Below are 15,164 nucleotides of genomic sequence, written 5' to 3'. Positions count from 1 at the left end.
GTTACTTATAGCAGAAAAAACGAAACGAATGTTCTATTATGTGTATACGAATTTAGAAGAATGGTTCATTTGATGAAAAATATGTAAAAATTCTTAGATTCATACTAGTATTGGTACAAGTTTCACTTTTCTATGAGTACATCTTAGTGTAGACTTATACTTGGCGGTAAACTTTACACTCGAAATAGAATTATTTCAAGATAAGCAGTTATTCATAGTTTACTGCGATATTCTTAATTGAATGCTAAATAAAAATAAGAAAAATATAGGGTTAAAAAAGGGAAACGTATAAAGACGTTGAATATTTTTCTTATAAATAGTAAAGTTGCGATTGTTGTTCCATATATTGAGTTGTATGGTATAAATAAAGAAGGAGGTGCCAAAGAATGAACAGCAATGAAATATATGTTAGTCTTGACATCGGTACATCCAATGTTAAAGTCATCATTGGTGAAATGGTTAATGACAGCTTAAACATTATTGGTGTTGGAAATGTAAAATCAAATGGTTTAAAGAAGGGATCGATAGTTGATATAGACGAGACTGTTCGATCAATTAAAAAAGCAATTGAACAAGCTGAGCGCATGGTGGGAATCCACATTGAGCAAGTTGTAGTAGGTGTCAATGCAAACCAGGTACAGCTACTTCCTTGTCACGGAGTAGTCGCTGTTTCAAATGAAGATCGTGAAATCGGGAATGAAGATGTCTTACGCGTTCTAGATGCAGCACAAGTTGTGTCAATTGCTCCAGAACGTGAGTTTATTGATGTGGTACCTCGACAGTTCATCGTAGACGGTCTTGACGAGATTAACGATCCACGCGGGATGATCGGTGTAAGATTAGAAATGGAAGGTACACTTATTACAGGCTCGAGAACTTTACTACATAACCTACTTCGTTGTGTAGAAAAAGCAGGTCTTGAAATTGTTGATATTTGTCTTCAACCTTTAGCGGCTGCAACAGTTGCAATATCTTCAGATGAAAAAAATAGAGGAGTAGCCCTTGTTGATATGGGGGGAGGATCTACAACTTTATCTATTTTTAAAGATGGAGAGTTACAAGCGACAAGCGTATTACCATTAGGTGGAGACCATATAACGAAAGATATTGCGATTGGGTTGAAAACTTCAACAGAAAATGCAGATCAAATTAAGTTGAAATATGGACATGCTTTTTATGATACAGCATCTGAAGAAGAGATGTTTACGGTTCCTATTATGGGAAGTGATCAAACAGAACAATATTCTCAGTTGGAATTATCGGATATAATAGAGGCTCGTGTAGAGGAAATTTTAATGTTTGTTCAAGATGAAGTGCGTAAGTTAGGAGTAAAGCAAGTGGCTTCTGGTTATGTACTAACTGGCGGAATTGCTTCTATGCCAGGTGTTCTTGATCTTGCATATGATATTTTACATGAAAATGTTCGTGTAGCAACTCCTGATTATATTGGTGTGCGTGAGCCCCAATATACAAGTGGAGTTGGATTAATTAAACATTCTTATCAAAAAGCTAAATTACGTGGGAAAAATGTGCAGGAAAAGCAAGAGCATTTTGAACCAGTACCAGCACCAGCACCAACGCCGGTACAACAGCAACCCACGAAACAAAAAACTCGTAATCAAAACAATAATAATCAAAATGATGACCGCATGATGTCAAAAGTAAAACGTGTATTCCGTTATTTATGGGATTAAAATTGGACACGAAAAATGAGGTTCTAGGGGGATTTCGACATGTTAGAGTTTGATACTACTCAAGATCAATTAGCGAATATAAAAGTTATCGGTGTCGGCGGTGGCGGAAACAATGCTGTAAACCGTATGATTGAACACGGTGTACAAGGTGTAGACTTTATCGCTGTGAACACTGATGCACAAGCATTAAATCTATCAAAAGCTGAAACAAAAATGCAAATTGGTGGAAAATTAACGCGTGGACTTGGTGCAGGCGCAAACCCTGAAGTAGGGAAAAAAGCTGCAGAAGAAAGTAAAGAACAGATCCAAGAAGCACTTCGTGGTGCGGATATGGTCTTCGTAACTGCCGGTATGGGCGGTGGAACTGGAACTGGTGCAGCTCCAGTTGTTGCTCAAGTTGCAAAAGAATTAGGTGCTTTAACAGTAGGTGTTGTAACACGTCCATTTACTTTTGAAGGACGTAAGCGTGCGACGCAAGCAGCATCTGGTATTGCAGCATTTAAAGAAAATGTAGATACTCTTATTGTAATTCCAAACGATCGCTTATTAGAGATTGTTGATAAAAATACGCCAATGTTAGAAGCATTCCGTGAAGCTGATAACGTATTACGTCAAGGTGTTCAAGGTATTTCGGATTTAATTGCAACGCCAGGTTTAATTAACTTAGACTTTGCAGACGTAAAGACAATTATGTCTAATAGAGGTTCTGCTTTAATGGGTATTGGTTCTGGTAATGGGGAAAATCGTGCTGCAGAAGCTGCGAAAAAAGCGATTTCTAGCCCATTACTAGAAACATCTATTGATGGAGCTCAAGGTGTTATCATGAACATTACGGGTGGCGCTAACTTAAGCTTATATGAAGTACAAGAAGCGGCAGACATCGTAGCTTCAGCTTCAGATCCAGAAGTAAATATGATCTTCGGTTCTGTTATTAACGAAGGATTAAAAGATGATATCGTTGTAACTGTAATTGCAACTGGTTTTGATGATAGCATTGCAACTCAACCACCAAAACCAATTATTCGTCCGAATGCGAACCACACGCAACAACAGCAACAACCAGTAGCTCAACCTTCAAAACAGCGTGAAGTAAAACGTGAAATGAAGCGTGAAGAGCCAGTTGTACATGAGCGTCATTCAGATTCAGATGATATCGATATTCCAGCATTTTTACGTAACCGTCGTAGACGATAAAAAAAGGAGCTTTCATGCTCCTTTTTATTTTTTATGGAAAAGACCTGCTAAGCAGGTCTTTTTTTATTTCGTATATTTCAATATATTTTGTTTGTGAAAATAAGAGTATATCATTCTATGAATTTGTACTTTTATTTTTTACCGACAGATTATGTCTAGAAATCACAAAATAACAAAAAAACACCTCCGCAAATTGACACACTTTCCTATTGGATATGCATTATACTAGTCTCAACTTGAAAAAAGAGGTGAATTGTTTGGTTGTTTACGCCGACGTTGTTTGGTTGTTAAACGCCTGCATTGATTTTCTTTTGCTTTTATTAACAGCTACCGTGTTAAAAAAGAAAATCAAAAGATGGAGGCTTGTGTTAGGGGCATTTATAGGTTCAACTATTGTTATTTTTGCCTTTACTCCTTTTGCTTCTATGATGACACATCCAATTATGAAACTACTGTACTCGTTACTTATTGTGTATACAGCATTTGGGTTTACGACATTTAGAAATTATGCACAAACTGTTTTTACTTTTTACTTTGTAACCTTTATGGTTGGCGGAGGATTAATTGGAACTCATTTCTTTTTGCAAACGAATGAAATGGTAAATGGATTGGTTCAATCTCAGTCAATTTCTTACGGTGATCCAATTAGTTGGTTATTTGTTATTTTTGGTTTTCCAGTAATTTATTATTTTTCTAAAAAGCGTATTGAAAGCGTAGAGGTCACGAAAATACACTATGATCAAATTGTGAAAGTAAAAATTCAATTAGCCGAAGAAGAACTAGAACTCGCAGGTCTTATTGACAGTGGGAACCAACTTTATGACCCATTAACAAAAACACCTGTTATGATTATGCATGTTTCATCATTAGAACATTGCTTACCATCTTGGTTAACAGAACAAATTTATTCCAAAACAGAAATTCCTCAAATACCAGAAAATGATTCTGGTTGGGCGACCAAATTACGCTTAATTCCTTTCCGTGCAGTAGGAGTAGAGAGTCAATTTTTGTGGGCAATTAAGCCTGACAGTGTGCAAGTTGACCATGAAGGTAGTTCTATTGTTGTAAACAAAGTATTAATTGGATTAAATACACAACAGCTGTCTACTAATGGGGAGTATCAATGTATTGTGCATCCAAAAATGTTGATTTCGCAAAAAATGGTGATCGCTTAATAAATGAGAGGCGGGATAATATGATGAAATTAAAATTTTATTTAGTATACCTTTGGTATAAAGTATTGCTGAAATTAGGAATTAAGACCGATGAAATTTATTATATTGGTGGAAGTGAAGCGTTGCCACCACCGTTAACAAAAGAAGAAGAGGAAGTTCTTTTGAATAAATTGCCAAAAGGAGATCAGGCAGCAAGGTCATTACTTATTGAACGTAACTTAAGGCTCGTTGTATATATAGCAAGAAAGTTTGAAAATACAGGGATAAATATTGAAGATTTGATTAGTATAGGAACAATCGGCCTTATTAAAGCGGTAAATACATTTAATCCAGAAAAGAAAATAAAATTAGCAACATATGCATCGCGTTGTATAGAAAATGAAATTTTAATGCATTTACGTCGAAATAACAAAAATCGTTCGGAAGTTTCTTTTGATGAACCACTAAACATTGATTGGGATGGGAATGAACTGTTATTGTCTGACGTGTTAGGTACAGATGATGATATTATTACAAAAGATTTAGAAGCTACTGTAGATCGTCACCTTTTAATGAAAGCATTACACCAATTAAATGATCGTGAAAAACAAATTATGGAACTTCGGTTTGGGCTTGCTGGAGGAGAGGAAAAGACGCAAAAAGATGTGGCTGATATGCTTGGGATTTCACAGTCATACATTTCGCGTTTAGAAAAAAGAATTATAAAAAGATTACGAAAAGAATTTAATAAAATGGTGTAAAGAATAAGACCAGCCGTTATGTAGGCTGGTCTTATTCTATTTAGTTGTATTAGGAAAGATAATTTAAATAATAAATCGTGAAAAAACCACATGCATAAAATCTCCTTCAAAGGAAATACTTTACACTGTACAGCAACTCCCGATAGGAGGGAACACTTTGACGAGAAACAAAGTAGAAATTTGCGGTGTTGATACAGCTAAACTTCCAGTATTAAAAAATGAAGAGATGCGTAAATTATTTCGTGAAATGCAAAGTGGAGAGATAAGCGCAAGAGAAAAATTAGTGAATGGAAACTTACGTCTTGTACTGAGCGTCATCCAAAGATTTAATAACAGAGGAGAATATGTTGACGATTTATTTCAAGTTGGTTGCATCGGACTTATGAAATCAATTGATAATTTTGATTTAGACCAAAATGTAAAATTTTCAACGTATGCTGTGCCGATGATTATTGGGGAAATACGCAGATATTTGCGTGATAATAATCCGATTCGCGTATCGCGCTCATTGCGAGATATTGCGTATAAAGCTTTGCAAGTAAGAGAAAAATTGATTGCAGAAAATTCAAAAGAACCAACAGCAATGGATATTGCAAAAGTGCTAGAAGTAACTCATGAAGAGATAGTATTTGCTTTAGATGCGATTCAAGATCCAGTTTCATTATTTGAACCGATTTATAATGATGGGGGAGATCCTATCTTTGTTATGGATCAGTTAAGTGATGAAAAACAAAAGGACGAGCAGTGGGTTGAAGAATTAGCATTGAAAGAAGGAATGAAGCGTTTAAATGATAGAGAGAAAATGATTATTAGAAAACGTTTCTTCCAAGGAAAGACACAGATGGAAGTTGCAGAAGAAATTGGGATTTCCCAAGCGCAAGTATCACGTTTAGAGAAGTCAGCCATTAAACAAATGAATAAAACGATTCAAGGATAAGGTCTCACCAATTATGGTGAGACCTTTTTATATGTAATATGGTTTGTGCTCATAGTAGGGGATTAGTGTTCATATAATGAAACTAGCATGGTGTTTCGTATAGGTGGCTTCCTGTAAATATGAGAAACAGTTTCCAATTTGTCATATAAGGGAGAGGATAAAAATGGTGATACGAATTTCAGAGTTACAGATGAAGGATGTTATAAATATTTCAGATGGAAAAAGGATTGGGAATATTGGAGATATTGAAATTGATATGAACACAGGGAAAATTTGTTCTGTTATTATTTCCAAACAGACACGTATGCTAGGTATTTTTGGAAAAGATGTTGAGATTGTAATTCCTTGGAAGGAAATTGTGAAAATTGGGGAAGATGTCATACTTGTAAGAGTAAATCCTGTTAATTCTGTAACAGAATCAATACAAACACCGACAATTTCATAAAGAATATTACAAATTCCTCTTTTTTTTCTGTTAGGATTATGAAAAAATAAAAGTATGGTAAAATAGACAGGAAGTACCATGCTTTTTTCTGTTATTTTAATTAAAAGGAGCCGCTTTATTATGAGAGAACCATTTAAATATGTGGACGGTATACTGTATTTACAAGCGTGGAAAGAACTTGGAAACATTACTGCTGGATTTACGACAAAAGATGGTGGGATAAGTACGGGCTCCTTTCATGCGATGAATTTAGGATTACATGTGAATGATATCGTGGAGAACGTTCATGAAAACAGACGCATTTTAGCAAATAAGTTACAAAAACCATTAGAAAACTGGATTTGCTCTGAACAAGTTCATGCTCATCATGTTGAAAAAGTAGGGCAACAGGAAAAGGGAAGTGGTGTCTATTCATATGAGGACGGCATTTCAAAAACAGATGGCATTTATACGAGTAATGAAGATGTTCTGTTAACGTCTTGTTACGCGGATTGTGTTCCGCTCTATTTTTATGCACCATCACATGGTATGATAGGACTTGCGCATGCTGGATGGAAAGGCACTGTACAAGAGATTGCAAAGGAAATGATTCAAAAGTGGAATGCAGAAGGTATTTCAAGTGATGAAATTCATGTTGCAATTGGGCCGTCGATCGGATCTTGTTGTTATGTTGTGGATGATCGTGTATTAACAGCAGCACAGGAAGTAGTTAGCGGTGCTGTTCCTCATCAAAAAATTTCTGACGGGCAGTACGCAATTAATTTAAAAGAAATTAATCGTATATTATGTGTACAAGCAGGCATAAAAGAAGAGCATATTGTAATGTCATCTCTTTGTACAAGCTGTGAAGAGCAACTATTTTTCTCTCATCGTCGTGATCAAGGTAAGACAGGAAGAATGTTGAGTTTCATAGGTTTTAAGGAGGAAGGAAGCAAGTGACAGTACAAGAAAATTTAGTAATTGTAAATGAAGCTATTAAAGAATCTTGCGCTCGAGCTGGACGTTCGTTGCAAGATATTAAACTTGTTGCAGTTACAAAAACTGTAGGGATTGAAAAAACAAACGAAGTAATTGAAGCTGGAATTATCGATTTAGGTGAAAATAGAAATGAAGGTTTCTTACAGAAATACGAGCATTTCGGTTCAAAAGTTAATTGGCACTTTATTGGCTCATTACAAACGAGAAAAGTAAAAGAAATCATTAATGAAATTGATTATTTACATTCGTTAGATCGTCTTTCGCTGGCGAAAGAAATTCAGAAACGTGCTGATAAGAAAGTGAAATGCTTTATTCAAGTGAAAACCTCATCTGAAGAATCGAAGCAAGGATTGGCAATAGAAGAGGTTGTTTCTTTTATTCAAAGTTTGCAAGAATTCGATAAAATTGAAGTGGTTGGACTAATGACGATGGCTCCATTTACAGAAGAAGAGGAAGAAATCAGACGCTGTTTTAAGGAATTACGTATGCTGCAAACAGAGGTGCAGGAGCTAGAGTTATTACATGCGCCATGTAAAGAATTATCAATGGGAATGTCCAACGATTACACAATTGCAATTGAAGAAGGGGCTACATATATTCGTTTGGGAACGATTTTAGTAGGAAAAGCGTAAAAGGAAGGAGAATCTTATTATGAGTTGGTCAAAAGTAAAATACTTCTTTTTTGATACACCGGAAGAAAAAGAAGCAGCTCAATATGGTTATGAAAAGGAGCAAACAGACATGAAAAAGCAGCAAGATCCACCAGAACAACAAGACGTTACGTTTCCGAAAGCGCAACCGAAGCAAAATGTTGTGAGTATTGAAACAGCAAAACAATCTTCAAAAGTTGTTTTATTAGAACCACGCACATATTCGGAAGCACAAGGGATTGCGGACCACTTAAAAGGTAGACGAGCTGTTGTAATTAATTTGCAGAGAATGTCTACTGATCAAGCGGTACGTATCGTTGACTTTTTAAGTGGTACTGTATACGCTATAGGCGGGGACATTCAAAAAATAGGGCCGAAAACATTTATGTGTACACCTGAAAATGTAGATATTGTTGGTGCGATTTCAGAGTTATTCGGTGAAGAAGAAGAAACAAATATAAAGAGGTGGTAATACGCCATGACAACAGTTTTTATAGTGTTAAGTTATGCTATCGAGATTTACTCGTGGGCACTTATTATTTACATTCTCCTATCATGGTTTCCTGGTGCAAAGGAATCATCTTTTGGAGAGTTCCTGGCACGTATTTGTGAACCGTATTTAGAACCATTCCGCCGCTTTATTCCGCCGCTTGGAATGATTGATATTTCTCCAATCGTTGCGATCTTTGCGTTGAAACTTGCTAAAACTGGTTTGTTCAGTTTATTAAGCTATTTCTTATAGTAAGAAGGTAAATACATGAGCATCTACGAACATTTTAGGCCTGATGAGGAGGTCTTTGTGGATAAAGTGCTAGAGTGGAAGCGAGCGGCGGAGTACCATCAAGTGAAGTTAACGGATTTTCTTGATCCTAGGCAACAACAAATTGTTTCTATGGTAATAGGACAAGGTGATGTTGCTGTACAATTTGGTGGTGCAACGCCTAATGCAGAGCGTAAAAGAGCACTTATTTATCCAGACTATCTAGAATTAAATGAAGAAGAATTTCAAGTAGAAGTATTAGAAATTGACTATCCTTCCAAGTTTTATACGCTAGAACATAGGCAAATATTAGGTACATTTATGTCTCTTGGTTTAACAAGAGAAAAATGTGGTGATATTTTGCTGCAAGAAAATCGTGCCCAAATTGTAGTTGCGAAAGAAATTGTATCGTATATTGAGATGAACTTACAATCAATAGGGAAAGTAAAAGTCTCTTTAGCGTCAGTGCAAGGAGAACAAATTCTACAGATAGATGAAACGTGGGGAGAGAAATCTGGAACGGTTTCTTCACTTCGTTTAGATGTTATGTTAGCTGAAATGTTACATTTATCTAGACAGAAAGTACAACCTTTCATAAAAAATGGTTTAGTAAAAGTCAATTGGAAAACAGTGGAGCAAACTTCTTATGAATGCTATCCAGGAGATGTTTTTTCTGTTAGAGGATATGGCCGAAGTAAATTATTTTCTGTAGAAGGTAGAACAAAACGCGACAAATGGAGAATTTTGTATGGTATACTAAAATGATTGGTTTTTTAGAAGGAAATCCTCCTATTTTGTCGAAGAAAAGATATAATTGAAAGAGGAAATTTAGATAACTACTTGGAGGTGGCGTTGTGCCGTTAACACCATTAGATATTCATAACAAAGAATTTGGTCGCGGATTCCGTGGCTATGATGAAGATCAAGTAAATGAGTTTCTTGATCAAATTATCAAAGATTATGAATTGGTCATTCGTGAGAAAAAAGCTTTAGAAGAAAAAGTTGCGCAGTTAGAAGGGAAGTTAGATCATTTCTCTAATATTGAAGATACGTTAAACAAATCTATCGTCGTTGCACAAGAAGCAGCGGAAGAAGTAAAACGTAATGCGCAAAAAGAAGCGAAATTAATTGTGCGTGAAGCTGAAAAGAATGCTGATCGTATTATTAACGAAGCATTAGTAAAATCAAGAAAAGTTGCTTTTGATATTGAAGAGCTAAAGAAACAAGCGAAAGTATTCCGAACTCGTTTCCGTATGTTATTAGAAACACAGCTTGAGATGTTAAACAACGATGATTGGGATAAACTAATTGAATTAGAAGACGAAGTAGATGAACTGTTGAAAAAAGAAGAAACAGTGTAAGCTTGACGTTTTTCTCATTATTACATATAATTTTAAACAACATATTTATTAAGAAAAACGAAGATAGGGATAAGTACCTTTTCAAACCTTATATAGCGAACTGAGGATGGTGTAAGCTCAGGATAAGGAGATAGTGGGAATATCACCCTGGAGTTCCGCGCTGAACAAATAGAGTAAGCGTAGGCGTGTATTCGCGTTAAGAATATAAAGAGGATTCTATATATATGTATATGATCTACTAGGGTGGTACCGCGGGAGACTTTCTCGTCCCTTTTTGGGATGAGAAGGTCTCTTTTTTATTCCGTTTTTTAAGTGTTTCTTTTATACATGTAAGGAGGAATTGAGCATGGAGTACAAAAATACATTACTGATGCCAAAAACAGAGTTCCCAATGCGTGGGAATTTACCAAAACGTGAGCCTGCAATGCAAGAAAAATGGGCTGAAATGAATATTTACGAAAAAGTACAAGAACATACAAAAGGACGTCCTTTATTTGTATTGCATGATGGACCTCCATATGCGAATGGTGACATTCATATGGGACATGCATTAAATAAAGTATTAAAAGACTTTATTGTTCGTTATAAATCAATGACTGGTTTTAGTGCGCCATATGTTCCAGGATGGGATACGCACGGTTTACCAATTGAACAAGCTTTAACAAATAAAGGTGTAAAACGTAAAGAAATGACAGTTGCTGAGTTCCGTAAGTTATGTGCAGAGTATGCATATGAACAAGTAGAACGTCAACGTGAACAATTTAAGCGTCTAGGTGTACGTGCAGATTGGGATAATCCATATATTACTTTAGAGCCAGCTTATGAAGCACAACAAATTAAAGTGTTTGGTGACATGGCGAAAAAAGGTTATATCTATAAAGGTCAAAAACCAGTTTACTGGTCTCCAACGAGTGAATCTGCTTTAGCGGAAGCTGAAATTGAATATCAAGATAAAAAATCAGCATCTATTTACGTAGCATTCCCTGTAAAAGATGGAAAGAACGTATTAGAAGGTGATGAAAAGTACATCATTTGGACAACAACACCTTGGACATTACCTGCAAACTTAGGTATTTCTGTTCACCCAGAGCTTGAATATAGCATTGTAAAAGTAAACGATGAGAAATATATCATTGCTTCTGAACTGTTTGAGACAGTTGCAAAAACGTTAGAGTGGGAAAATGCTGAAGTTGTGAAAACAGTAAAAGGTAGCGAACTTGAGTACACAGTTGCAAAACATCCATTCTACGATCGTGATTCATTAGTTATGCTAGGAGACCACGTAACAACAGATGCAGGTACAGGTTGTGTTCATACAGCACCAGGACACGGGGAAGATGACTTCGTTGTTGGTAAAAAGTATGGATTAGAAGTACTTTGCCCAGTCGATGATAAAGGTGTATTAACAAATGAGGCACCTGGATTTGAAGGCTTATTCTATGATAAAGCTAATAAACCAATTACAGAAAAATTAGAAGAAGTAGGCGCGTTACTGAAACTAACATTCATTACACATTCATACCCACATGATTGGAGAACGAAAAAACCAATTATTTTCCGTGCGACAGCACAGTGGTTTGCATCTATTGAAGCATTCCGTAAAGAATTAATAGAAGCTGTAGCAGAAACAAAATGGGTACCAGCATGGGGAGAAACTCGTCTTCATAATATGGTTCGTGACCGTGGTGACTGGTGTATTTCTCGTCAGCGTGCATGGGGTGTGCCAATTCCGGTATTCTATGCTGAGAATGGTGATCCAATTATTACGGATGAAACAATTAACCATGTAGCAGATTTATTCCGTGAACACGGTTCTAACGTATGGTTCGAGCGTGAAGCGAAAGATCTATTACCAGAAGGATTTACACATCCAGGTAGCCCAAATGGCGAATTCCGTAAAGAAACAGACATCATGGATGTATGGTTCGATTCAGGTTCTTCTCACCAAGCGGTATTAGAAGAGCGCGAAGATTTACAGCGTCCAGCTGATTTATATTTAGAAGGATCTGACCAGTATCGTGGTTGGTTTAACTCTTCATTATCAACAGCAGTTGCTGTAACAGGTAAAGCTCCATATAAAGGCGTACTAAGTCACGGTTTCGTACTAGATGGTGAAGGACGTAAGATGAGTAAGTCGATTGGAAACATCGTCGTACCGAAGAAAATTATGGATCAATTAGGCGGAGACATTTTACGCTTATGGGTATCTTCTGTTGACTATCAATCTGACGTACGTATTTCAGATGATATTTTAAAACAAGTAGCAGAAGTGTATCGTAAAATCCGTAACACATTCCGTTTCTTATTAGGAAACTTAGACGACTTTAAGCCAAGTGAAAATGCAGTAGCTGTAGCTGAACTTCGTGAAGTAGATCGTTACATGTTAGTGAAATTAAATGACTTAATTACAAAAGTTAAAGAAGCATATGAGACATACGACTTCGCTGCTGTGTATCATGCAATTCATAACTTCTGTACAATTGATTTAAGTTCATTCTATTTAGACTTTGCAAAAGACATTTTATATATTGAAGGTGCAAACCACGAAGATCGTCGTGCGATTCAAACTGTATTATATGATGTTCTTGTTGCGTTAACGAAACTTGTAACACCAATCTTACCGCATACAGCTGATGAAGTATGGCCATACATTCCAGGCGTAACAGAAGAAAGTGTACAATTAACTGATATGCCAGAAGCTGTACAATTAGATGACGCGGAAGCGTTAAAAACAAAATGGGATGCATTTATGACATTACGTGATGACGTGTTAAAAGCACTAGAAGTAGCTCGTAATGAAAAAGTAATCGGTAAGTCATTAAATGCAAGCATTACGCTATATCCAACTGCAGAAATGAAAGCTATGTTAGAGTCTATTAGCGAAGACTTAAAGCAATTATTCATCGTTTCTGAGTATAAACTTGGTGGTATGATGGATGAAGCGCCAGCAGATGCACCGAAGTATGAACATACAGCGGTTGTTGTTGCTCAAGCAACTGGTGAAACATGTGAACGTTGTTGGGTAGTTTCAGAAACAATTGGTAAAGATGCTGAACATGAAACATTATGTGAGCGTTGTGCAACAGTTGTTAAAGAAAACTATGTAAAATAATAAAAAAAGCTGACTGCTATTGATGCAGTCAGTTTTTTTGTTGATGGCATATCAAAATCACTTTCAGACTCTTTCCTGTGAAGGAAAAATGTGTGTGAGGTAAGCAAATAAATTTCGGACACACTAACTGTACATTACAGCTAGGAGGAATGTACACGTGAATGAAATTTACATGGAAATAAAAGAAGAATTGCAATTGATGAGAAAAGAGTTGCAAGAGAGACTAGCTAAAGAAGTAATGCACAAATATGATGTCGAGTTCAGCCAAGAGCTTGGATATGAAATTAAGGAAGAGATAAAGAAAAAATTGCTATTACATGATATAAAAGAGGATTTAAAGGATGTAGAACGCGCATTATTTAAAATGGAAATAGACATGTATGGTATTTGTGAAGAGACGGGGAGATTAATTTCGACAAAGCAAATGAAGACAATGCCGACTGCCCGTACGATTCATGAATTCTTTTATGAAAAGGTAAATGTATGAATACGCACAACGATATTATATTACCTTTTTTTAATTTATTTTATTCTTCTATAAAGGTTCATTGTGAAAAGGTAGCAGCTATGCTAAAATTTTGAGGTACACTGTCTTTGTGGGGGAAATGAAAATGATATATTATGTAATAGCGTTATTCGTCATTGCTATCGATCAAATATCGAAGTGGTTAATTGTAAAGAACATGGAATTGGGTACGAGTATTCCGATTATCGACAATGTATTATACATAACATCACATCGAAATAGAGGCGCTGCTTGGGGTATTTTAGAAAATAAAATGTGGTTCTTCTACATTATTACAGTTGTTTTTGTAGTGTTTATTGTATTTTATATGAAAAAGTATGCGAAAACAGACAAGCTTCTAGGTATTTCGTTAGGCCTAATTTTGGGCGGGGCAATTGGTAACTTTATTGATCGTGTATTTAGACAAGAAGTAGTGGATTTCATTCACGTGTATATTTTCTCGTACAACTATCCAGTATTCAATATAGCTGATTCAGCATTATGTATTGGTGTTGTATTAATTATTATTCAAACATTATTAGAAGGCAAGAAAGCGAAGGAGTAATTGAATGAGTGAAGTAGTACAAGTAACAGTTGCAGCAGAGCAAAAAAATGAGCGAATTGATAAATTCGTTGCAGGGATAAATAACGAATGGTCACGTACGCAAGTGCAGCAATGGATTAAAGATGACGTTGTGACAGTAAACGGGAAAGCGGTAAAAGGGAATTATAAAGTAAAAGAAGAAGATGAAATTACAGTAACAATTCCTGAACCAGAAGAGTTAGATATTCAACCAGAGGATTTAAATTTAGAAATTTATTATGAAGATGCAGATGTGCTTGTTGTAAATAAGCCACGTGGTATGGTTGTACATCCAGCACCAGGGCATACAAGTGGTACACTTGTAAATGGCCTTATGCATCATTGTACAGACTTATCAGGCATTAACGGTGTAATGCGTCCAGGTATCGTGCATCGTATTGATAAAGATACATCTGGACTATTAATGGTTGCTAAAAATGATATGGCACATGAATCGCTTGTGAATCAGCTTGTAGCAAAAACAGTAACGAGACGTTACAAAGCGATTGTACACGGTGTGATTCCGCATGATAAGGGAACGATTGATGCTCCGATTGCTCGTGATAAGAAAGAGCGTCAAAGTATGACAGTTGATGAAAATGGTAAGAACGCTGTTACGCACTTCCAAGTGTTAGAACGCTTTAAAGACTTTACACTTGTAGAATGTCGCTTAGAAACGGGACGTACGCACCAAATTCGTGTTCATATGAAATATATTGGCTATCCACTTGCAGGAGATCCGAAGTATGGTCCGAAGAAAACGTTAGATATGAATGGACAAGCACTTCATGCGGGTATTTTAGGATTTGATCATCCTCGTACGGGTGAATATATTCAGTTTGAGGCACCGATTCCAGAAGTGTTTGAAGACGCATTAAATATTTTACGAAAATAGTATTGACAAATCATAAGAAAACTGAGATACTGACAACAGTTAAATAATGATCCTTTAACACAGCCCCGTGAGGTTGAGAAGGTAACGGTTTGAAATACTTAGGGTATGTTGTACCCTTTTTTCAAAAGTCCTCTC

Annotated in this window: 16 protein-coding genes and 1 other annotated feature; all 16 genes read left to right on the top strand. The window is 36.1% G+C overall.

What is annotated here, in order from left to right; genetic code table 11:
• The first annotated feature begins 386 nt into the window (after positions 1-386).
• Positions 387-1,694, top strand: coding sequence for a cell division protein FtsA (gene ftsA / locus ACTFN4_RS01865; RefSeq protein ID WP_001087558.1), 1,308 nt, complete (start codon positions 387-389; stop codon positions 1,692-1,694).
• Positions 1,695-1,733: 39 nt separating this feature from the next.
• Positions 1,734-2,888, top strand: a complete 1,155-nt coding sequence (ftsZ, locus tag ACTFN4_RS01860; protein WP_000888984.1) for a cell division protein FtsZ — start codon at positions 1,734-1,736, stop codon at positions 2,886-2,888.
• Positions 2,889-3,145: 257 nt separating this feature from the next.
• A complete protein-coding gene (gene spoIIGA, locus ACTFN4_RS01855; RefSeq protein WP_000261975.1) occupies positions 3,146-4,063 on the top strand; it encodes a sigma-E processing peptidase SpoIIGA in 918 nt (305 codons plus the stop codon).
• A gap of 20 nt (positions 4,064-4,083) precedes the next feature.
• Positions 4,084-4,803, top strand: a complete 720-nt coding sequence (sigE, locus tag ACTFN4_RS01850) for an RNA polymerase sporulation sigma factor SigE (RefSeq protein ID WP_000976948.1) — start codon at positions 4,084-4,086, stop codon at positions 4,801-4,803.
• Positions 4,804-4,960: 157 nt separating this feature from the next.
• A complete protein-coding gene (gene sigG, locus ACTFN4_RS01845) occupies positions 4,961-5,740 on the top strand; it encodes an RNA polymerase sporulation sigma factor SigG (RefSeq protein ID WP_439962041.1) in 780 nt (259 codons plus the stop codon).
• Between the two features lie 163 nt (positions 5,741-5,903).
• Complete coding sequence (locus ACTFN4_RS01840; RefSeq protein WP_000236745.1) at positions 5,904-6,185, top strand: YlmC/YmxH family sporulation protein; 282 nt, start codon at positions 5,904-5,906, stop codon at positions 6,183-6,185.
• Between the two features lie 120 nt (positions 6,186-6,305).
• Positions 6,306-7,124, top strand: coding sequence for a peptidoglycan editing factor PgeF (gene pgeF / locus ACTFN4_RS01835; RefSeq protein ID WP_001209008.1), 819 nt, complete (start codon positions 6,306-6,308; stop codon positions 7,122-7,124).
• Positions 7,121-7,795, top strand: a complete 675-nt coding sequence (locus ACTFN4_RS01830; protein ID WP_000218005.1) for a YggS family pyridoxal phosphate-dependent enzyme — start codon at positions 7,121-7,123, stop codon at positions 7,793-7,795. Before pgeF ends, ACTFN4_RS01830 begins: the two co-directional genes overlap by 4 nt.
• A 19-nt stretch (positions 7,796-7,814) precedes the next feature.
• Entirely contained in the window at positions 7,815-8,285 is a 471-nt protein-coding gene (locus ACTFN4_RS01825; protein ID WP_000119129.1) for a cell division protein SepF, read from the top strand.
• Between the two features lie 6 nt (positions 8,286-8,291).
• The gene (locus ACTFN4_RS01820; RefSeq protein ID WP_000214233.1) at positions 8,292-8,555 is read left to right on the top strand and encodes a YggT family protein; all 264 of its coding nucleotides are present in this window, start codon (positions 8,292-8,294) and stop codon (positions 8,553-8,555) included.
• A gap of 15 nt (positions 8,556-8,570) precedes the next feature.
• Positions 8,571-9,338: an RNA-binding protein gene (locus ACTFN4_RS01815; RefSeq protein ID WP_002164454.1), complete on the top strand. Its 768-nt coding sequence runs from the start codon at positions 8,571-8,573 to the stop codon at positions 9,336-9,338.
• Between the two features lie 89 nt (positions 9,339-9,427).
• Entirely contained in the window at positions 9,428-9,934 is a 507-nt protein-coding gene (divIVA, locus tag ACTFN4_RS01810; RefSeq protein ID WP_001131611.1) for a septum site-determining protein DivIVA, read from the top strand.
• 51 nt (positions 9,935-9,985) lie between these two features.
• Positions 9,986-10,209: a binding site (T-box leader), on the top strand.
• Between the two features lie 71 nt (positions 10,210-10,280).
• Positions 10,281-13,046 (top strand): isoleucine--tRNA ligase, encoded by a 2,766-nt coding sequence (gene ileS2 / locus ACTFN4_RS01805; RefSeq protein ID WP_000455951.1) that lies wholly within the window; start codon positions 10,281-10,283, stop codon positions 13,044-13,046.
• A 157-nt stretch (positions 13,047-13,203) separates the two neighbouring features.
• Complete coding sequence (locus ACTFN4_RS01800) at positions 13,204-13,533, top strand: molecular chaperone DnaK (RefSeq protein ID WP_001002956.1); 330 nt, start codon at positions 13,204-13,206, stop codon at positions 13,531-13,533.
• Positions 13,534-13,657: 124 nt separating this feature from the next.
• Positions 13,658-14,116, top strand: a complete 459-nt coding sequence (gene lspA / locus ACTFN4_RS01795) for a lipoprotein signal peptidase LspA (protein WP_000642180.1) — start codon at positions 13,658-13,660, stop codon at positions 14,114-14,116.
• A 4-nt stretch (positions 14,117-14,120) separates the two neighbouring features.
• Complete coding sequence (locus ACTFN4_RS01790; protein WP_000005829.1) at positions 14,121-15,029, top strand: RluA family pseudouridine synthase; 909 nt, start codon at positions 14,121-14,123, stop codon at positions 15,027-15,029.
• Positions 15,030-15,164: the final 135 nt, after the last annotated feature.

This window comes from Bacillus cereus group sp. MYBK95-2, from assembly GCF_051915225.1.
In the GTDB taxonomy this organism is placed as follows: domain Bacteria; phylum Bacillota; class Bacilli; order Bacillales; family Bacillaceae_G; genus Bacillus_A; species Bacillus_A cereus.
Note: the sequence above shows the minus strand (reverse complement) of the source record. Positions and strands in the feature narration are given on the sequence as shown.

What these genes read in the sequence shown, in the direction of transcription:
- ftsA (WP_001087558.1), top strand. Translation starts at nt 387, where the DNA reads ATGAACAGCAATGAAATATATGTTAGTCTTGACATCGGTACATCCAAT.
- ftsZ (WP_000888984.1), top strand. Translation starts at nt 1,734, where the DNA reads ATGTTAGAGTTTGATACTACTCAAGATCAATTAGCGAATATAAAAGTT.
- sigE (WP_000976948.1), top strand. Translation starts at nt 4,084, where the DNA reads ATGATGAAATTAAAATTTTATTTAGTATACCTTTGGTATAAAGTATTG.
- ACTFN4_RS01840 (WP_000236745.1), top strand. Translation starts at nt 5,904, where the DNA reads ATGGTGATACGAATTTCAGAGTTACAGATGAAGGATGTTATAAATATT.
- pgeF (WP_001209008.1), top strand. Translation starts at nt 6,306, where the DNA reads ATGAGAGAACCATTTAAATATGTGGACGGTATACTGTATTTACAAGCG.
- ACTFN4_RS01825 (WP_000119129.1), top strand. Translation starts at nt 7,815, where the DNA reads ATGAGTTGGTCAAAAGTAAAATACTTCTTTTTTGATACACCGGAAGAA.
- ACTFN4_RS01820 (WP_000214233.1), top strand. Translation starts at nt 8,292, where the DNA reads ATGACAACAGTTTTTATAGTGTTAAGTTATGCTATCGAGATTTACTCG.
- ACTFN4_RS01815 (WP_002164454.1), top strand. Translation starts at nt 8,571, where the DNA reads ATGAGCATCTACGAACATTTTAGGCCTGATGAGGAGGTCTTTGTGGAT.
- ileS2 (WP_000455951.1), top strand. Translation starts at nt 10,281, where the DNA reads ATGGAGTACAAAAATACATTACTGATGCCAAAAACAGAGTTCCCAATG.
- lspA (WP_000642180.1), top strand. Translation starts at nt 13,658, where the DNA reads ATGATATATTATGTAATAGCGTTATTCGTCATTGCTATCGATCAAATA.
- ACTFN4_RS01790 (WP_000005829.1), top strand. Translation starts at nt 14,121, where the DNA reads ATGAGTGAAGTAGTACAAGTAACAGTTGCAGCAGAGCAAAAAAATGAG.